Annotated in this window: 16 protein-coding genes and 1 pseudogene; 4 read left to right on the top strand and 13 right to left on the bottom strand. The window is 66.0% G+C overall.

Annotated features, from left to right (window positions below; translation table 11 throughout):
- The 10 genes and pseudogenes from AAFP35_RS16545 to AAFP35_RS16500 form a co-directional block, all read right to left on the bottom strand.
- A pseudogene (locus AAFP35_RS16545) lies at positions 1-186 on the bottom strand (mammalian cell entry protein); the annotation flags it as partial.
- Positions 186-1538 carry an MCE family protein gene (locus AAFP35_RS16540; RefSeq protein WP_419222716.1) on the bottom strand — a complete coding sequence of 451 codons (1353 nt, stop codon included), beginning with the start codon at positions 1536-1538 and terminating at the stop codon, positions 186-188. The gene AAFP35_RS16540 and the pseudogene AAFP35_RS16545, both read right to left, overlap by 1 nt.
- Entirely contained in the window at positions 1538-2899 is a 1362-nt protein-coding gene (locus AAFP35_RS16535) for an MCE family protein (RefSeq protein ID WP_419222715.1), read from the bottom strand. Before AAFP35_RS16535 ends, AAFP35_RS16540 begins: the two co-directional genes overlap by 1 nt.
- Complete coding sequence (locus AAFP35_RS16530) at positions 2899-3990, bottom strand: MCE family protein (protein WP_419222714.1); 1092 nt, start codon at positions 3988-3990, stop codon at positions 2899-2901. Before AAFP35_RS16530 ends, AAFP35_RS16535 begins: the two co-directional genes overlap by 1 nt.
- Positions 3991-3993: 3 nt before the next feature.
- Positions 3994-5082 (bottom strand): MCE family protein, encoded by a 1089-nt coding sequence (locus AAFP35_RS16525; RefSeq protein ID WP_419222713.1) that lies wholly within the window; start codon positions 5080-5082, stop codon positions 3994-3996.
- On the bottom strand, positions 5079-6410 hold the full coding sequence (locus AAFP35_RS16520) for an MCE family protein (RefSeq protein ID WP_419222712.1): 1332 nt from the start codon (positions 6408-6410) through the stop codon (positions 5079-5081). The genes AAFP35_RS16525 and AAFP35_RS16520 overlap by 4 nt, the downstream gene beginning before the upstream one ends.
- A 3-nt stretch (positions 6411-6413) precedes the next feature.
- On the bottom strand, positions 6414-7286 hold the full coding sequence (locus AAFP35_RS16515; protein WP_419222711.1) for an MlaE family ABC transporter permease: 873 nt from the start codon (positions 7284-7286) through the stop codon (positions 6414-6416).
- A gap of 2 nt (positions 7287-7288) precedes the next feature.
- Positions 7289-8095, bottom strand: a complete 807-nt coding sequence (locus AAFP35_RS16510; RefSeq protein WP_419222710.1) for an MlaE family ABC transporter permease — start codon at positions 8093-8095, stop codon at positions 7289-7291.
- Positions 8096-8097: 2 nt separating this feature from the next.
- Positions 8098-9312 carry an ABC transporter ATP-binding protein gene (locus tag AAFP35_RS16505; protein ID WP_419222709.1) on the bottom strand — a complete coding sequence of 405 codons (1215 nt, stop codon included), beginning with the start codon at positions 9310-9312 and terminating at the stop codon, positions 8098-8100.
- A 290-nt stretch (positions 9313-9602) separates the two neighbouring features.
- Positions 9603-10430: a mycofactocin-coupled SDR family oxidoreductase gene (locus AAFP35_RS16500; protein WP_419222729.1), complete on the bottom strand. Its 828-nt coding sequence runs from the start codon at positions 10428-10430 to the stop codon at positions 9603-9605.
- A 231-nt stretch (positions 10431-10661) separates the two neighbouring features.
- Here AAFP35_RS16500 and AAFP35_RS16495 point away from each other — a divergent pair, with 231 nt between their 5' ends.
- On the top strand, positions 10662-12260 hold the full coding sequence (locus AAFP35_RS16495) for a flavin-containing monooxygenase (RefSeq protein WP_419222728.1): 1599 nt from the start codon (positions 10662-10664) through the stop codon (positions 12258-12260).
- Positions 12261-12366: 106 nt separating this feature from the next.
- Here AAFP35_RS16495 and rplL read toward each other — a convergent pair whose 3' ends face one another.
- Both rplL and rplJ read right to left on the bottom strand, forming a co-directional pair.
- Positions 12367-12756 (bottom strand): 50S ribosomal protein L7/L12, encoded by a 390-nt coding sequence (gene rplL / locus AAFP35_RS16490; RefSeq protein ID WP_164310988.1) that lies wholly within the window; start codon positions 12754-12756, stop codon positions 12367-12369.
- A gap of 75 nt (positions 12757-12831) precedes the next feature.
- Positions 12832-13356, bottom strand: a complete 525-nt coding sequence (gene rplJ, locus AAFP35_RS16485) for a 50S ribosomal protein L10 (protein WP_419222708.1) — start codon at positions 13354-13356, stop codon at positions 12832-12834.
- 279 nt (positions 13357-13635) lie between these two features.
- Here rplJ and AAFP35_RS16480 point away from each other — a divergent pair, with 279 nt between their 5' ends.
- Entirely contained in the window at positions 13636-14865 is a 1230-nt protein-coding gene (locus AAFP35_RS16480) for a glycoside hydrolase family 76 protein (protein ID WP_419222707.1), read from the top strand.
- 154 nt (positions 14866-15019) lie between these two features.
- Entirely contained in the window at positions 15020-17065 is a 2046-nt protein-coding gene (locus tag AAFP35_RS16475) for a CocE/NonD family hydrolase (protein ID WP_419222706.1), read from the top strand.
- 16 nt (positions 17066-17081) lie between these two features.
- Here the strand turns inward: AAFP35_RS16475 and AAFP35_RS16470 are convergent, their stop codons facing one another.
- Positions 17082-17582, bottom strand: a complete 501-nt coding sequence (locus AAFP35_RS16470; protein WP_419222705.1) for a TIGR04338 family metallohydrolase — start codon at positions 17580-17582, stop codon at positions 17082-17084.
- An 80-nt stretch (positions 17583-17662) separates the two neighbouring features.
- On the opposite strand from AAFP35_RS16470, the gene AAFP35_RS16465 reads away from it, so the two are divergent.
- A complete protein-coding gene (locus AAFP35_RS16465; protein ID WP_419222704.1) occupies positions 17663-18628 on the top strand; it encodes a hypothetical protein in 966 nt (321 codons plus the stop codon).
- The last annotated feature ends 13 nt before the right edge of the window (positions 18629-18641 follow it).

Genomic DNA, 18641 nt, shown 5'->3' with positions numbered 1-18641 from the left:
ACCCTGATAGGTGACCTCGGCGTTGGTGAAGATGCCCCCGGAGTCCTTCATGGACGCGGTCACCGTGTACTGGCCGACGCCGACCAGTCTGTCCAGCCGGGCGTACTTGGCGCCGACGAACACGATCGCGACCACACCCACGACGACGAACACGATCAGCTGGATCTTGGCGGCCCTGGTCAACATCAGCGCGCCCCGATCATGCTGAGCGGTCCGTCGAGGAACCGCTGACCCGGCTGCGCGGGCGGCAGCAGCGAGTACTGTCCGTCACCCTGCTTCTCGGTCGACTTCTTCTTCGATGCCGGCGACTTGGCCGATCCGGACGCCGGATTCATCGGGTAGGTACCTCCCGACGGCGGCGTGTTCGGTCCGAGCTTCCAATCCGGGCCGGGCGGCAGCAGCGTGATCGTCGGCCAGCCGTAGCGTGGCCCGTTTCCGCCGACGTACGGATTGGACTGGTTGACCGGCACCTTCACCCGAGCCGGCGGCGAGTACTTCGGGGTCGGCTGACCGACACCGAGCGCCTCGAGCTGGTTGAGCAGCCGCAGGTCGAGCGTCATGAACAGGTTGGTCGAGTCACCCTTCACACCCGGCAGCAACCAGTCCGGGAACGGATGCGTCAGCATCAGCGGAGCTGCAGTGATCAGATCGGGCGCCGCCTTCGACAGCTGTCTCAACACCGGGCGCAACGCCTTGAGGTCGTTGATCAGTGCGGTCCGCGATTTGCCGAGCACGTCGGTACCGACCTGGCCGAGCTTGTCCAACTTGGTCAGCAGATCGACCAGCTGCGGTCGCTGTTCCTCGAGCACCGCGACACCCGCCGGAACCTGCTTGAGGATCCGGTCGATCTGCGCGGTCTGCGCCGACGCCCGGGTGGACAGCGTCGACAGACCGTCGATCGCGTTGATGATGTCGTCGCGCTGCCGGTTCAGTCCGGTGATCAACCGATCGGCCTGCTTGATCAGACTGTTGACCTGCCCGGTCCGACCGTCGAGCGCCTTGTTCAGCTCGGTGACGATCGGTTCGAGCTGATTGATGCCGCCACCATTGAGCAGCATCGACAGCGCACCGAGCACCTGCTCGATGTCGGTGGCCGTGCGTGTCCGATCGAGCGGGATCGCTTCGGCCGAAGACTGCCGCGGCAACGACTCGCTGTCCTTGGGTTCGGACAGCGCGATGAACTTCTCACCGAGCAGCGACGTCTGCTGCACGGCGGCATGCGCCTGGTCGGACAGGTCGACGTCGTTCTTGACCTTGATCTCGACCTGCGCGAACCACTCGTTGTCGGGGACCTTCACCGACTCGACCCGGCCGACGGGGATGCCGTCCATCTTGACCATCGACTGCGGCACGAGGTCCAAGATGTCCTCGAACTGGATTCGATAGGTGTGCGGGTTGTCGCCGGTGTCGACCCCACCGGGCAGCGGGATCGACTGGATTCCGTTGCTGCCACAACCGGACAGCACCAGCACCGCGGACGCCACCGCGGCGGCGAGCACCGCGCGAATCGCGCGACGCGACAGGACTTCTCGCAGCATCATCCACCTGCTCCGGGTCGCGCCGCAGAAGGCTTGGTCGCCGACGGCTTGGTCGCAGAAGGCCTGGTCGCAGTCGGCTTGGCCGACGGACGCTTCGGCGCCGACGGACCGACGTTCAGATCGTTGTCCGGGTTGCCCTGGTTGGTGCCGGGCGCCGGGTACCGCTGCAACTTGTTGTTGCTCATGATGCCGAACGGCAACACCGGCAACAGCGGGGTCAGCACACCGTCGGTGATCTGCTTGCCGAGGTCCTCGCAGTGGGTGATCAGCGGGTTGAGCGTGGTGCTGAACTGCTTGGCCTGCGGGTTGCCCGGCAGCAGCTTGCCGAGGTCGAGCAGTCGACACTGCGCGCCGATCAGATCCTGCAGGTCCGGGATGGTCAGGCGCATGGCCAGGGTTCCCGACTCCGCGTCGTAGGCGTTGATCAGGTTGTTGATGGTGATCGGCAAGACCGTCAGGACCTCCTTGAGGTGATCCTTGGTGTCCAGCAGGGCCTTGGTGGTCGGTTGTAGATCCTTGAGGGTCTGCCCGAGCTGGTCGCGGTTGTCCTCGACGAACGACGCGACGTCACCGAGCGCGACGGACAGCTTGTTCAACGACGCGGCGAGCTGGGTGCGCTCACCGGCGAGGAACTTGTTGAACGACGCCATCTGCGTGTTGAACTGTCGCACCTGGCTGTCGTTCTCACGCAGCGCACCCACGAAGGTGTTCAGGTTCTTGACCGTGTCGACGATGTTGCCGCGGGAATCGCTCAGCGTCGTCGTCGCCTTGGACAGCTGCTCGATGGCCGATCCGAGCTTCTCGCCGTTGCCGCTCAGGTTGTCGGCACCGGTCCGGACGAGGTCGCTGACCGCACCGTCCTTGTTGGCGCCCTCGGGACCGAGGGCCTTCGACAGGTCCTGCACGCTCGCATAGATCTGGTCGACCTCGACGGGGACCATCGTCTGGTCCAGCGACAGGGTGATGTCACGCGACGCCTTCGGTCCGCCCGAGTAGGCCGGGGTCAGCTGCACGTAACGGTCGGCGACCACCGACGGGATCACCTGTACGGCTCGCACGTCGGCGGGCAGATCGATGCCGCGGTCGACGGTCATGGTGACCTTGACCTTGTTGCCCTCCGGCGTCACCGAGTCGACCTTGCCGACCGGAACGCCGAGAACCCGCACATCGGAGCCGGAGTAGATACCGACGCTGCGCGCGAAGGTCGCGGTGATCTTGGTGGTGCCGAGCATCGCGAACGCCCACCACAGCACGCCCGCGACGATGAGCGCGACGATGACTCCCAGCACGCCGAACACGATGTGCCGCGGCGTGAACCAGCGGCCCGGGCCCGAGGTCTGGGTGAGGTCGGGAGCTGTCATCAGCCGGCCTCCGTTCCGCCGTTGTTCTGGAGCTTCTGCTTGTTGGGCGGCCGCGTGGTGTTCTGCTGCGGCAATCCGGGCGGCAGCAGGTTGGTGACCACCGACTCGAACCAGCGGCCGTTACCGAGGACGTTGGCGTAGAGCCGGTAGAACGGCGCCATGTAGGTGATCGTCTCCCGCAGGTTCTTGTTCTGCGAGATCAGCAGCTTGTTGACCTCTTGCAACGAGTCGAGCGCCGGGCCGATCTGGGCTTGGTTGTCGCGCACGATCCCCGACAGCGAATCCGACAGCGAGGTGGTGCTGGCCAGCAACGCCGAGATCGCCTTCTGTCGGTTGTTCAGCTCGTCGAGCAACTGCCCGGCACCGGCGATGAGGCGGACGAACTCCTCGTTGCGGTCGGCCAGGATCTTCGATGTCGACTTCGTCGCAGCCAGGAGTTTCTGCACCTCCTGGTCGCGGCTGGCGATGGTCGCCGACAGCCGCGAGATGCCGTCCAGGGACGGTCCGATGTCACCGGCGGTGCCGGAGAAGGCATCCGAGAGCGTCTCCATCGACGTCGCCAACTGGTTGGTGTCGAGGTCCTCGATCTGATTCGCGGCGTCGGAGAAGGCGTCGATGACGTCGTAGGGCGACACCGTGTCGGTCAGCGCGACGTCGGGGTCGGCCGCCTCGGTGCCACGCGGGTTCAGCTCGAGGTATTTCTGGCCGAGGATCGTCTTGATCTGGATGGATGCCTGCGTCTGGTTGCCGATCCAGGTGTTGGTGACCCGGAAGGTGACGTCGACTCGGTCTCCGTCGAGCGACACCCCGTCCACGTCGCCGACCTTGACGCCCGCGACGCGCACCTCGGCGCCCTTCTTCAGACCGGCTGCCTCGGTGAACTTCGCGGTGTAGCGCGCCCCGGCTCCGACGAGCGGGAGCTCGGTCAGATAGAAGGCCGACACGGTGGCCATCAGCAGGATCAAGATGCCGATGCCGCCGATGCTCACCGGGCTGCGTCGCCCGGCGAACCGCCGATGCGGATGCTGTGCGGGTGCCGACGATTCGTCGGTCTGTCCCGCCTCGTTCTGGTTCTCGGTTCCCTCTGCCACCGATCAGCCCCCCGGCCTTTCATCTTTCCAGCAGCGGGTGGCCGCACTGGTGTACAGGACGTGGTTGATGTCGGGCAGTGGTACGAGCGGCTGGGTCAGCATCGTCGACTTGCCGTTGCCCGCGACCACGTCGATACCGCACAGATAGAACTGGAACCACGACCCGAATGTCGCAGCGCGACCGATCTTCTGGAGCTTGACCGGCAGGTTGGTCAGGATCTCGGCGACATCCTTGTCACGCGCGTTGATCTGGTCGCTCAACGACTTCAGCCCGGCGATGTCGCCCTGGATGGCCGGTCGGGTCGGGCCGAGGATCGATGCGGTGACCGACGTCAGGTTCGACACCGAGCTGATCGCCGACCCCACCGAACCGCGTTGCGCGGCAAGCCCGGTCACCAGTTTCTCGGTGTTGTCGAGCAGCGAGTTGAACTGCTCGTCGTTGCGGTTCACCGTGTCGAGCACCTTGGTGAGATTCGTGATCAGTTCGCCGATCACCTTGTCTTTGTCGGCGACGGCATTGGTCAGGTCTGCCGTGCTGCTCACCAGCTGGGTGATGCTGGAGCCGGTCGACTCGCCCTGGAAGACCTTGATGATCTCGTCGGACAGTTTGTTGACGTCGGCGGCCGACAGTTCCCGGAACAGCGGCTTGAACCCGTTGAACAACTCGGTGAGGTTGACCGCCGGATGGGTGTCCTGGTTGTTCGGGTCGGTCCCGAAGGTGTGTCCGGTGCCCACCGTCTGGTCGGGATCACCCGCGCCCTTCTCCAGCGCCACATACCGCAGACCGGTGAGGTTGCGATAGCGGATGTAGACCTGGGTGCCCTCGGGCAGACGGTCGCGATTGACGTTGAACGAGACCAGCGCCTTGTTGCGGTCGTACACCTCCACGTCACTGACCTGGCCCACACGCACGCCGGCGATCCGCACGTCGTCGCCGGTGTTGAGCATCGCGGCGTCGCTGAACACCGCCTTGAAGTCGCTGTCGCCGTCGCCGCCCGCGTTCGCGATGGTCAGCGCCAGCAGACTCGTCGCGACCACGGTGACGACCGCGAACACGATCAGTTTGATCAGCGGTCCGGTGATGGATTTCATCGGATGGTGACCTGCGCTCCCTGAAGCGACGCGCCGCCGATGGTGGTGACCCAGGTGGGCACCTTCTCAGGATCGGTGCCGTTGGCGCCGCCGTAGATGACCTTCAATTGCTTCACGTAGTCCGCATCGTCGAACGGATTGGCCCGGATCGTGCCCACCGGCGTGGCGGAGAACTGCGGCTGCGGCAGCGTGGGCATCGTGCGCGGACCGGGATTGCGCGACGGCGGCTGATACGAGCCGTCGGCCAGACCACCGCCGGGATACTGCGGGAACGGACGACCGTTCTTGGCCGGCTCGTAGCACACCGCGGGCGGGTCCTGGTCGAGCAGTCGCGGCTCGTCCTGGTTGGGCAGGTACCGACCACGCGGGTTCACGAACTGGAGATTCACGCGGACACCGGGATTCGCGGTGCCCTCGCCGACGATCTTGCGCGACTCGGGGATGAGCCCGGCGAAGTTGCGGAAGGTGCACACGAAGGTCGGCGACTGCTTGGCCAGGCCCACCAGGAACGGTTCGGAGTCGACCGCGAGGTCGATCAGGTCCGTCCGGTTCTGCTGGAGGAACTTGGTCGTGTCGGTCGACGCGACCCCCAGCGTCGCGATGAGCGTACGCAGGTCTCCCTGGCGTTCCGCGATCGTGTTGCTGGTGACGCGGAAGTTGTCCAGTGCGTCGATGACATCGGGCAGGGCGTCGGAATAGGTCTTCGAGAAGCTGGCCAGGCCACGCAGGGTTCCCTGCAGTTCGGGCATGTTCTCGTTGATCCGGCCGAAGATCTCGTTGAGCTGCTCGAGCGAGGTGCCGAGCTGCTCGCCGCGGCCCGCCAGTGCCTGCGACAGAGAGGTCAGCGTCACGTTGAGATCCTGCGGAGGGATGGCCTGCAACACCGGCAGCAGGTCGTCGAACAGTTCCTGCACCTCTTTGGCGTTACCGCTCTTGTCGGTCTCGATGGTCCCACCGTCGGCGAGCGTCGCGCCGCTCGCGCCGGTCGGTACCTGCAGCGCCACATAGCGCTCGCCGAACAGGGTCTTGGGCAGGATCCGGGCCGTGCTCGACGCCGGGATCTGCGCGGCCATCGACGGCGTCAGACCGAGGGTGACGTCCACGCTGCCGTCGGAGGCGGGCTGCACTTCGCGCACCTCTCCGACGACCACACCGCGCGCCTTGACGTCGGCGTGCGCGGGCAAGGCGTTGCCCGTCGAGTCCGTCTTCAACGTGACGTTGGTGAACGAGGTGAAGTTGTCGTTGAACTTCATGATGGTCACCGTGAAGAACAGCGCGACCACGATGAAGAAGACCAGCCCGAGCAGCCGGCGACGAATCGTCGACATCGCTCAGCCTCCCACTCTGACGGTGGTGGTGGTTCCCCAGATCGCGAGACCGAGGAAGAAGTCGAGGACGGCGATCAGCACGAGCGCGGCACGCACGGCGTGGCCGACGGCCACACCGACGCCTGCGGGACCGCCGGTCGCGTAGTAGCCGTAGTAGCAGTGCACGAGGATGATCACGAACGCGAACACCAGCACCTTGCCGAACGACCAGAGCACGTCGGCGGGTGGCAGGAACAAGTTGAAGTAGTGGTCGTAGGAACCACCGGACTGACCGTTGAAGACGGTGGTGATGACCCGCGACGCCAGGTACGCCGACAACAGGCCGAGCACATAGAGCGGGATGACCGCGATGAAGCCCGCGATCACACGGGTGGAGACCAGGAACGGGACCGACGGCACGGCCATCGATTCCAGTGCGTCGATCTCCTCGGAGATCCGCATGGCACCCAACTGTGCGGTGAAGCCGCAGCCGACTGTCGCCGACAGTGCGAGTCCGGCCACCAGCGGGGCGACCTCACGGGTGTTGACGTACGCCGACAGGAAGCCGGTCAGGGCCTGCGAACCGATCTGGTCGAGCGCCGAGTAACCCTGCAGCCCGACCACGACGCCGGTGAAACCCGACATCAGGATCATCACGCCGATCGTGCCGCCGATGACCGCGAGACCGCCGGAGCCGAAGGCGACTTCGGCCAGCAGGCGCAGCACCTCGCGTGTGTAGTGGACCAGGGTCTTCGGGATCCAGGCCAGCGTCCGTCCGTAGAAGGACATCTGCTCGCCGGCACCGTCGAGAACCTTGAGCGGCTTGCCCAGCTGCTTGCGCGCCTCGTACATGTAGTACTCGGGACGCGACTTGGCGATCGTCACACCACCGGCCATCGCTAGCTCCCCTTCGGCGGGACGATCTGCAGGTAAACCGCAGTGATGATCAGGTTGGCAAGGAAGAGCAGCAAGAACGTGATGACCACGCTCTGGTTGACCGCGTCACCGACACCCTTCGGTCCGCCCTTCGGGTTGAGACCCTTGTAGGCGGCCACGACACCGGCGAGCACACCGAAGATGGCGGCCTTCACGGTCGAGATGTAGAGGTCGGGCAACTGGGCGAGCGCACCGAATGACGCGAGATACGCACCCGGTGTGCCGCCCTGCACGACGACGTTGAAGAAGTAGCCACCACCGATGCCGACGACGGCGACCAGTCCGTTGAGCAGCATCGCCACCAACACCATCGCCAGCACGCGCGGGACGACGAGGCGCTGGATCGGGTTGATGCCGAGCACCTCCATCGCGTCGATCTCCTCGCGGATGGTCCGAGACCCGAGGTCGGCGGCCACCGCCGACCCGGCCGCTCCCGCGATCAGCAGCGACGTCACCAGTGGTGATCCCTGTTGGATCACCACCAGGACGCTGGCCGCACCCGTGTAGGACTCGGCACCGAGCTGCTTGATCAACGAACCCGTCTGCAGCGAGACGATCGCGCCGAACGGGATCGCGATCAGTGCGGTCGGCAGAATCGTGACGCTCGCGATGAACCAGGCCTGCTGGATGAACTCCCGCCATTGAAACGGGCGCACGAAGGACTGACGCGCGACATCGACGAACAGCTGCACGATGTTGCCGGTCTGGGCGAGCGCGCCCGTCCCGGCCTGAGCGATTCGATCAACGCCACGCGTGGTGGCACTGCTCATTCCTAGTGACTCCGACCGTCGTTGGGTTGCTGATACCGGTCGGACTCGATCGGTTGGGTGACGGTGCTGTCGCCGGGCGGCGTGGCCCAGCTCTGAGTGGGCGCGTCGCTACCGGGGAACTCGGCACCGGGATCGGCCGTGGTCCACTCCCCCTGCTGTGCCTGTCCCTGGGCGGCGTGGGCGCCGACCGGGACCGTGGCCTGGGCGTGGGCATGGGATTCGGCGCGCAGTCGGTCTTCTTCGACCATGCTCTCGCGGATCGCCTGCTGAGCGTTGGCCGGCAACGAGGGCAGCAACTGGATCACGCGCTCGCGGTGACGGGCGACCGCCTTGCGTTCGGGCATACCCGGATTGGGCTGCACCTGCGGAATGATCTCGGAGAAGTCGTCCTTGGTACCACCACCGCCGATACCGGCAGCCTGCATCGCAGCTTCCTGCGCGGCCACCGCCTCGTCCTTCTCCTCGGACATGCCGATCGGGCCGAAGCGATCTCCCGAGAGGAACTGCTTGACCACCGGCTGCTCCGACGTCAGCAGCTGCTCACGCGGACCGAACATCACCAGCTCCTTGCGGAACAGCATGCCGATGTTGTCCGGGATGGTGCGGGCGATGTTGATGTTGTGCGTCACGATCAGGATCGTCGCGTCGATCTGCGCATTGATGTCGATCAGCAACTGCGAGATGTATGCGGTACGCACCGGGTCCAGACCCGAGTCCGGCTCATCGCACAGGATGATCTGAGGATCGAGCACCAACGCACGCGCCAGACCGGCACGCTTACGCATACCACCGGAGATCTCACCGGGCAGCTTGTCCTCGGCACCGGCCAGACCGACCAGGTCGATCTTCTCCATCACGATGTCGCGGACCTCGTTCTCCTTCTTCTTCGTGTGCTCACGAAGCGGGAACGCGATGTTGTCGTACAGCGACATCGAACCGAACAGCGCACCGTCCTGGAACAGCACACCGAACAGTTTGCGGATCTCGTACAGTTCCTTGGCCGAGCACTGGGTGATGTCGGTACCGTCGATGACGACCGACCCCTGCTCGGGATGCAACAGACCGATCAGCGTCTTGAGGAACACCGACTTACCCGTACCCGACGGACCCAGCAACGCCGACACCTCACCCGATGGCAACGTCAGAGTCACGTCGCGCCAGATGTTCTGCGATCCGAATGACTTGGTAAGCCCCTCGACACTGACCTCTACGCCCACTGCATCCTCCCAGACATTCGCTGCCCCCTGCGGCGGTCGGTCTGACCACACACGATCCGGTGACATTTGTGGTTGGGGTCACTGTAGCCGACCACCATTGATCCCCACACCCATGCACGGCACCAACCTGGACGAATGACCAGATCCCCCGGGTCCGTCGTCAGGTCCTTACCCACCGGTAACTTCGTTCGGATTCGTAGAGTAGCCGATCCCACCGCAGTTGCGAAAGTACAGCGGAGGTCACATTGCCGAGGGCCAGCTCAGACCCCGGTCAACGACCGCCGAGCCTCTCAGCGCACCAGCGCCCCGGCGTCGATCGGCAGCGCGACGCCCGTGACATAGCGCGACTGCGGACCCGCGAGGAACAACACCGCGTTGCTCACGTCGTCGGGGTCCACGTTCGGCACGTCGAGTGCATGCATTCCCCGAAGGGCCGGCTCGACATCCTCGCGAGTGGGGTTCTCGGCGTCGGGCAGGAACAGTCGATAGATCGCGTCATTGAAGAGCATGCGGGTGTCGACATTCGTCGGCAGCACGGCGTTGACCCGGATCGCCTCCGGCCCGAGCTCGTTGGCAAGACTTCGCATGATCCCGAGTACGCCGTGTTTGGCCGCCGCGTAGTGGGCGTTGTTGGGAAGGCCCTTGAGCCCCGCGATCGAGCTGATCACGATGATCGAGCCCCCACGCCCTCCGGCACGTAGATGCGGCACGGACGCCTTCACGGAGTTCCACACGCCGGTGAGGTTGATGTCGATCATGTCGCGCCAGATGTCATCGGTCAGGTCGTCGACCGCGTAGCTCCCCGCGATACCCGCGTTCGCGACCACGATGTCGAGTCGACCGAATCGCTCCACCCCGCGACCGAGAGCCTTGGACACCGCGGCGGAGTCGCGGACATCGACCTCGACCGCGACCATGTCACGCCCCTGCGCCCGGACCAATCGTTCTGTCTCCGCCAGGTCATCGGGCACGGCCATGTCATAGGGAGCTCCCGCCACCGGCGCGCACAGGTCGATCCCGATGATGTCGGCGCCCTCGCGGGCCAGCCGGATCGCATGGTTGCGGCCTTGCCCTCGCGCCACGCCGGTGACAAAAGCCACCTGCCCCGCCAACTGCATCGACATCCCTCGCCTCCAGTCCCACCAAACAGTCCAATACATCGCAATCATATGCATAGATAGACCCGAAGGTGTCGCGTTTTCGCTGCTTCGGCCGCCAGCAATCGACGAGGCTCTTGCGTCGAATGATTATCATCAATTAACGTGACGGCCGTCACTCGCCGCGTGACTGCGCTCGAACTCACGGCGATCCCCGCACACATCGGCGCATCCCGCCCGGAAGGACAACGCATGACCGCACCGCACTACGACTCTGTCGTCATCGGAGCCGGGTTCTCCGGCGTGTACATGACCCACAAGCTGGGCGAGCAGGGACTGACCGTCAAGGGCTTCGAGGCGGCCCCCACGGTCGGCGGCACCTGGTACTGGAACACCTACCCCGGAGCTCGATGCGACTGCATCAGCATGGAATACGCATTCACCTTCTCGCCCGAGCTCATCGAGGACTGGGAGTGGACCGAGCGGTATCCCGCCCAACCCGAGATCCTGCGCTACATCGATTTCGTGGCGACCCGGCTCGACGTGAAGCGACACTTCGTTTTCGACACCCGCGTGACCGCCGCACATTTCGACGACGCAACCGCCCGGTGGGAGGTCACCACCGATTCCGGTGAACGCGTGACAGCGAAATACCTGATCACCGCCGCCGGGTGCCTGTCGACCTCCTCCACGCCCGATTTCCCGGGTGTCGACTCCTTCCGCGGCCGGACCATCCACACGAGTGCATGGCCACGCGAGGGCATCGATTTCACCGGGATGCGGGTCGGTGTGATCGGGACCGGGTCGTCGGGTGTCCAGGTGATACCGAAGGTCGCCGAACAGGCCGAGCACCTCACCGTCTTCCAACGCACTCCGGCCTTCAGCCTCGACTGCGGGAATCGCCCGCTCACCGACGACGAGCGGCGGGAGTTCAAGGAGAACATCGGCGAGTTCAAGGTCCTCTCCAGGCAGTCGCCCAGCGGTCAGTTCACCGACACCTTGGAGGTCAACGCGCTCGACCACACCGAGGAGCAGCGAAACGCCGTGTACGAGGAGCGGTGGAACCGCCATCGTGCGATCGACCTCATCGCGTCCTACCCCGACCTGTTCAGTGATCGGGCGGCCAACGACACGATCGCCGAGTTCTTCAGGAGCAAGATCCGCGCTGCGGTCCACGATCCCGAGACCGCGGAACTGTTGTCACCACGCGAACACCCGCTCGGCGCCAAGCGAATCACCATGGACACCGGATACTTCCAGACCTTCAATCGGGACAACGTGAGCCTCGTGAGCGTCAAGAATGCGCCGATCGAGGCCATCACCGCCGACGGGTTGAGGACAACCGACAACGAGTACCAGCTGGACGCCATCGTCTTCGCCACCGGATTCGATGCGATCACCGGCCCCCTGCTCACCATCGACATCCGCGGCCGGGAGGGGCGCACGCTCGGCGACGCATGGTCGGACGGACCGGTCACCTATCTCGGTCTCGGGGTGCCCGGCTTCCCCAATCTGTTCACCCTCACCGGGCCGGGCAGCCCCAACGTGCTCACGAACGTCGTGTGCGCCATCGAGCAGCACGTCGAGTGGACCGCGGATGCGATCGCACACCTCGAGTCCGTCCGAGCCCGCACCTGTGAGGCCGACGACGTCGCGGCCAAGGACTGGACCGCCCACGCTGTCGAGCTGGCCGACGAAACCCTCTATCCCGAGGGCAATTCGTGGTACACCGGCGCCAACATCCCCGGCAAGCCACGCGTGATCATGTCGTATGTCGGCGGCCTGAACGTCTACCGCGAGACCTGCGACGCGGTCGCCGCCGATGGTTATCGAGGGTTCACGATCAGCTGAGCCGACCCGAACACGACGAAGGGCCCCGAGTCGATGACTCGGGGCCCTTCGCGAGCGTGAGGTCGGTCAGTGACCGAATGTCACTTACTCGGTCGGAGACCGAATGTCACTTAACCGACACCGAGGCGCCGGCCTCTTCGAGCTTGGCCTTGGCGGCGTCGGCAGCTTCCTTGTCGACCTTCTCCAGGATCGGCTTCGGAGCACCCTCGACGAGGTCCTTGGCTTCCTTCAGGCCCAGGCCGGAGACGATCTCGCGGACCACCTTGATGACCTGGATCTTCTTGTCGCCCGCACCCTCGAGCACGACGTCGAACTCGTCCTGCTCGGCAGCGGCCTCGGCACCACCGGCAGCCGGAGCACCGGCAGCGGCGACGGCGACCGGAGCGGCCGCGGTGACCTCGAAGACCTCTTCGAACTTCTTCACGAAATCGCTGAGCTCCAGCAGGGTCAGTTCCTTGAACTGATCGATGAGCTCGTCAGCGGTGAGCTTCGCCATGGTGGCGTCCTTCCTGTCTTTCCCCGTACGGGGTGGTTCATCCCCGATGGTGGGGATTGGATTGTGCGGCGCGAACTACTCGCCGGCTTCGTTCTTCTTCTCCTGCAGTGCCGCGGCCAGGCGCGCCACCTGCGAAGCCGGCTGGTTGAACAGACCGGCAGCCTTTGCCAAGTTGCCCTTCATGGCACCGGCGAGCTTGGCCAACAGAACCTCACGGGTCTCCAGGTCGGCGATCTGCTCGATCTCCGCCACGGACAGCGCACGGCCGTCCATGGTGCCGCCCTTGATGACCAGAGCCTTGTTGTCCTTGGCGAACGTCTTGATCGCCTTTGCGGCCACCACCGGCTCGCCTTCGATGAAGGCGATCGCGGTCGGACCGGTGAACAGCTCGTCGAGCCCTTCCACGCCCGCCTCTGCGGCGGCACGCTTCACCAGGGTGTTCTTGGCGACGGAGTAGGTTGCACCCTCACCGAGGGAACGACGCAGCTCGGAGATCTGCTTGACGGACAGGCCACGGTATTCCGTGACGACCGTCGCCGTAGCTCCCTTGAACTGCTCAGCGATCTCCGCCACTGCGGCGACCTTGTCGGACTTGGCCATACTTCGCCTCCTCTCATCACTAGAGTTGGGTCGGGTTCCACCCGAGCCGGGAGAGGCGAGTCGCGAAATGCAATACGCCCCGGCACGCAGAAGGTCCGGGGCGTGAACAGGCGCATGAGTACGCTGTCAATCCTCGTTCTCCCTGCGTGGGCCGCCGAGCCGAGCGCTGCGCACTCGGGCCGGACCTTCGATCGGGATCACTCCCGACGACCGACGGTCTCTGGTTGAACCGATACGACACACGGATGTGTGCCACACCAAGCGGATAGGCTACCGGATGTGGGTGACGCATCCAAATCGCCGGCTGCCCGGCCGATGACCGCCAACGATCACGCCGCCGCGGCCGCGGAGTCGATCATCGACCGCCACCTCGGCCTCATGTTCGGGATACCCGGTACCCGACTGGCCGCGATCGCCTGGCCCACCGGTGGTTTCACCGGACGATTCGGCAGTTGGCATTACTGGTGGCATGCGCATCTCGTCGACCTCTTGGTCGATGCCGCGATCCATCGCCCGTCGGGACATCCGAGGCGCCACGAACCGACCGGAGCCGAGGACCCGTCGTTCGACCCCGAGGTCGCCGACGTCGTCATACGACTGCTGCGCGGGATCCGGTGGCGCAATCTCGGACGCTGGACCAACAACTACTACGACGACATGGCCTGGCTTGGGCTGGCGATCGAACGCGCCGACCGCCACCTGGGGCTGCGGCACACGAAGGCACTGAACACGTTGTCGGGGCGGATGGTCGAGGCCTGGCTGCCCCATCTCGGCGGTGGAATCCCTTGGCGCACGATGGATCTGTTCTTCAACGCGCCCGCCAACGGCCCGGCGTCGATCCTGGTGGCACGCACCGGCCACGTCGAGCGCGCCCGTGCCATGGCCGACTGGATGGACGCCACCCTGATCGACCCGGCGTCGGGGCTGGTCATCGACGGCGTCAAACCGGGCTCGCGCGGCGGCCCGCTGCAACCGGTCCCGGACATCTACACCTACTGCCAGGGCGTCGTCCTGGGCGTCGAGGTCGAATTGGCCCGGCGCACCGACGAACCCGTGCACGTCGATCGCATCGAGCGGTTGCTGACGGCAGTCGAGACGCACGTCTGTACCGACGGGGTGGTCCACGGCGCGGGCGGCGGTGACGGCGGCCTGTTCGCCGGGGTGCTCGCGCGTTACCTGGCCTTGATCGCCACCGATTTGCCCGGCACGGCGGCACGGGCACAGGATCTGCGTCGACGGGCCGCCGCCATCGTCACCAGCAGCGCAGAGGCCGCCTGGACACACCGCGTCGACACCGCCGACGGCCCCTTCTTCGGACCCGACTGGCGACGGCCTGCCACCACACCGCGCGACGACGGCGCCAAGGCAGAGTTCGTCGAAGGGGCGGTGCATTCGTCTCAGATCGCCGAACGGGACCTGTCGGTGCAACTGTCCGGGTGGATGGCGCTGGAGGCTGCGGCTGCCGTCGAACTCCACCGTCCCGAACACACGCCGACCATCACCAAATAGTGCCCGCCCGGTTAGCGAACCTATATAACCGCTGAGCTATCCTCGTCCGACGAGGTGACGCACGCCACACCCGCGGCTTGCGTGCACCCGTCACCAGCACGACACGGTGAGCGTTCGGCGAACGGGCGACGATGCCCGAGGCAGGTGATGCACCATGACGTACCAGTTGGACGGACAGAATCAGGCGGCGCACGACCCCACGGCACGCTCCGCGCAGCCCCACCGATCACGGTCCACGCGACCGGTCGGCGCCCCGCGCTTCGGCGCCCTTCCCCTCGGTGACCCCACCGGCGGCGCCGACGGCATCCGGTGGCGCGAACAGGTCGACGGCAAATCGCTGTATCCGCGCGTCGCCGTCGACCGTGACGTCATCCTCACCATGAGCGACGGAGTCCGACTGCGCGCCACGGTCATCCGACCGGCCAACAGGTTCGGCCAGACCGCGCTCACGCCGTATCCGGCGATCGTGAACATCAACCCGTACAACCGCGTGGCGATCGACCTTCTCGACCACACCCTGCATGCTCCGGTGCTCGGCAAGACGCTGCGTACCGCGTCGAGGTCGATCGACGGGACCGGCACAGGACTCGAGGGGTTGACCACGCTCACCAAGACGTTGTCCGGCGGCGTGTTCGACGTCTTCGGGATCAACCGCAACCTGGTGCGCAGCGGCTATGTGCAGGTGATCGTGGACGTCCGCGGCACCGGGGCCAGCCAGGGCAAATGGCAGATCCTCGGGCCGCGCGAGCAGCAGGATTCCGTGGAGATCATCGATTGGGCCGCCCAGCAGGACTGGTGCGACGGCGCCGTCGGGCTCGCCGGCTGGTCGTATTCGGCGATCAATTCCCTCCAGGCCGCCGACAAGCGTCCGCCGGCATTGCAGGCGGTGTTCGCGGTGGAGGGCTGCGACGACATCGTCCGCGACATCTACATCACCGGCGGCATGCCCTCGGCGTTCATCCCGGCCTGGCTGTCGGCGGTCAACCTGCTCAAGTGGGTGCCCAATCCTGCTGCGCCGGTACGGGATCTGCTGCGCGGCGACACACTGCGTTGGGCACGCGACCGGATCAAGTCCCCCGCCACCGAGATCACCTCGCTGCTCTGGGGTTTCCTGACCGCCCGCGACGACCGCATCTTCGACGATCCGTACTTCGACGAACGTGACCCCAAGGTCGACCGGATCGAGGTACCCACCTTCACCGTCGGGGCCTGGCACGACCTGTTCGGCCGCAGCGCCACCGGGGTGTACGAGCATCTTCAGATGGCGCCGGGCCGCAAGCAGATGTTGGTGGGCGACGGCTACCACATCGATGTCGGCTCCGGCTACGGCGGCAAATTCTCCCCGCCGCGCCTCGACGTGCTGGAACGGGCCTGGTTCGACCGATGGCTCAAGGGGCACCGCAACGGCGTCGAGTACTACGGCCCGGTCACCATGCTGCAGCAGGGCGGCGCGTGGACGTCGGGTGAGAGTTTCCCGCGGTCCGGGGTCGGGCCGCGGCGGTTGTACCTGACCGCGACCGGTTCGGGCACCGCCGGGCACGCCGCCCACGACGGGTCGTTGTCGTCGGCGCCGGTGGACCATCGGTCGTCGCTGGCGGTCCAGGCCGATGCTCGCGGCCTGCTATCGCGGGACATGACGCAGGTGACCGCGGGGGCGGCCATGGTGCTGGGTCCGTCGATGCGCACCGACGCCCGCTATCAGGAGGCCGGAGGTCTCACGTTCACCAGCGACCCGGTGACCGAGGCGACCACGATCAGCGGTGCGATGAACCTGCGGCTCAACGTCGCGACCACCGCGCACGAAGCGATCTGGGCGGTCACCGTCAACGACGTCGCCCCCGACGGGACGTCCACCGTGCTGACCAACGGGGCCCTGTCGGCATCCAACCGGGCCCTCGATCCGTCGTCGTCGACGTACGCGTCCGACGGCAGCCTGCTCGGCGCGCATCATTATCTGTCGCGCAAACGCAAGCTGCCGGTACCTGCCGACGAACCGGTTCGCATCGACGTGGATCTGGTGCCCACCGACGCCGTGTTGGAGCCGGGTCACCGCCTCCGCGTGGATGTCTACGCGGCCAGCTTCCCGCGCTATCTCACGGTGGTGCCGGATCTGATCAAGGCGCGTGGCCGCCGACAACGCCTGGTGCTCGATCCTCGGCACCCGAGCTACCTCACCTTCCTCTCCGGCGGCAGTTGGTGAACAATGCCTCGTCGGGTCACGTGACCCCGCTGTCGGCGAACACGACCCGATAGACGAAGCCCGCCTCGGGTCCGAGCGTCGATCCCACGAGGTCGATGAGGGTGATGGCGAACCCGCGACCATGGCTGGGTCCCGACGAATCGTCGAGATGGTGTGCGAGTTCGTGGAGGACGACGAGTTCGCGCAGCGCCCACCGCCCGTCGGCCGACGATGGGATGGCGATCTGCGGCTCGCGGCCGGGTGCCCTGATGTACTCGGCCGACCGGTGACCGCGCCGGGCCCGGATCGTCAACGGCTCGACCGCACGTGGAAACCGTTCCCGGACAACCGCCATGGCCAGCACTCGGTCCACGTGCGCGCGAACCGAGTCGACCGACGCGAACCGGGCCTCCACCGGCAGGGTCAGTTCGGTCCCGGCGATCTGCACGGTCCGGTCCGAACCGACCCGGTCGAACATGCGGTGCACCAGACGTTCGGCCTCGTAGAGTCGGCCGCGCCCGACATCTCGTGGGGTCATCGCCGCACCATCGGTCGCCGGTTACCATCTGACGCACGACCGCCCGACCTGGCCGCGGCGCCGGAGAGGAGTCGAACAGGGTGAGGAGTCCGACGACGCTCGCGGCGCGGGCACGTACTGCGGGGCTCGCGCTGGCGGAGCGGGGCCGAGCGCTTCCCGGGGCCGGGCTGGCTCTGCGCGTGCTGCGTGACCTCGCCGTCAACGACGTCACCGACCGGTCCATGACCCTTGCCGCGCAGACGTTCACGTCGATCCTGCCGGTGGTCATCCTGCTGACGGCCCTGCCCGGACACACCTTTGTCACCGATGCCCTCGCGGGGCTCGGCATCGATCCGTCGCGCGTGGACATGGTCTCGACGTCGTCGACGGAGTCGTTCACCGCGTTCGGGATACTCGGCGCGTTGATGACCATCGCAGGCGCGACGTCGCTGTCGCGCGCGCTTGGCCGCATGTACATGTCGGTCTGGCAGGTCGACAAGCTGCCCATCTCCGGCTGGTGGCGCTGGGTGGTGGTGATCTTCGTGATCCCGATCGGTGTGGTGGCCCAAGGCTTTTCGGCATACCTGCACGGCGTCAACATCACCGGCGTGACCGTCTCGGGTTACGGCGCACTGGGGGTGGCCCTCGAGATCTTGGCGACGTTCCTCATCTGGACGGCGATGTGGACGGCGCTGCCCCGGTTGCTGGTGTCCACCCAGGCACCCGCCCGGTTGCTGATGTTCAACGGCGCGGTGGCCGGCCTGTTCATCACCGTCTATCTCGTCGGCAGCCGCATCGCACTGCCGACGATCCTGCAGCAGACGACCGGCCACTTCGGCACTCTCGGCATGGTGTTCGCCGCGATCAGCTGGTTGTTCTTCTTCGCCATGATCGTGGTGGTGTGCGCGATCGTCGTGCACGCCGTCGTCACCGACGACGGCACCATCGGGACGTGGATGCGTACGCACGTGGGCGCGCCGCGACCCTTGCGCGCGACGCTCGACGCAGAGAATCGCGGCAGGCCAGAAACATTCGAGCCGACATCCCGGACCGACGAGACGAACTGACTGCCGAACACGC

The organism is Gordonia sp. CPCC 206044 (genome assembly GCF_048537895.1).
In the GTDB taxonomy this organism is placed as follows: domain Bacteria; phylum Actinomycetota; class Actinomycetes; order Mycobacteriales; family Mycobacteriaceae; genus Gordonia.
Note: the sequence above shows the minus strand (reverse complement) of the source record. Positions and strands in the feature narration are given on the sequence as shown.

What these genes read in the sequence shown, in the direction of transcription:
- AAFP35_RS16510 (WP_419222710.1), bottom strand. Translation starts at nt 8,095, where the DNA reads ATGAGCAGTGCCACCACGCGTGGCGTTGATCGAATCGCTCAGGCCGGG.
- rplJ (WP_419222708.1), bottom strand. Translation starts at nt 13,356, where the DNA reads ATGGCCAAGTCCGACAAGGTCGCCGCAGTGGCGGAGATCGCTGAGCAG.
- AAFP35_RS16475 (WP_419222706.1), top strand. Translation starts at nt 15,020, where the DNA reads ATGACGTACCAGTTGGACGGACAGAATCAGGCGGCGCACGACCCCACG.
- AAFP35_RS16500 (WP_419222729.1), bottom strand. Translation starts at nt 10,430, where the DNA reads ATGCAGTTGGCGGGGCAGGTGGCTTTTGTCACCGGCGTGGCGCGAGGG.
- AAFP35_RS16470 (WP_419222705.1), bottom strand. Translation starts at nt 17,582, where the DNA reads ATGACCCCACGAGATGTCGGGCGCGGCCGACTCTACGAGGCCGAACGT.
- AAFP35_RS16525 (WP_419222713.1), bottom strand. Translation starts at nt 5,082, where the DNA reads ATGAAATCCATCACCGGACCGCTGATCAAACTGATCGTGTTCGCGGTC.
- AAFP35_RS16515 (WP_419222711.1), bottom strand. Translation starts at nt 7,286, where the DNA reads ATGGCCGGTGGTGTGACGATCGCCAAGTCGCGTCCCGAGTACTACATG.
- AAFP35_RS16540 (WP_419222716.1), bottom strand. Translation starts at nt 1,538, where the DNA reads ATGCTGCGAGAAGTCCTGTCGCGTCGCGCGATTCGCGCGGTGCTCGCC.
- AAFP35_RS16520 (WP_419222712.1), bottom strand. Translation starts at nt 6,410, where the DNA reads ATGTCGACGATTCGTCGCCGGCTGCTCGGGCTGGTCTTCTTCATCGTG.
- AAFP35_RS16535 (WP_419222715.1), bottom strand. Translation starts at nt 2,899, where the DNA reads ATGACAGCTCCCGACCTCACCCAGACCTCGGGCCCGGGCCGCTGGTTC.
- rplL (WP_164310988.1), bottom strand. Translation starts at nt 12,756, where the DNA reads ATGGCGAAGCTCACCGCTGACGAGCTCATCGATCAGTTCAAGGAACTG.
- AAFP35_RS16495 (WP_419222728.1), top strand. Translation starts at nt 10,662, where the DNA reads ATGACCGCACCGCACTACGACTCTGTCGTCATCGGAGCCGGGTTCTCC.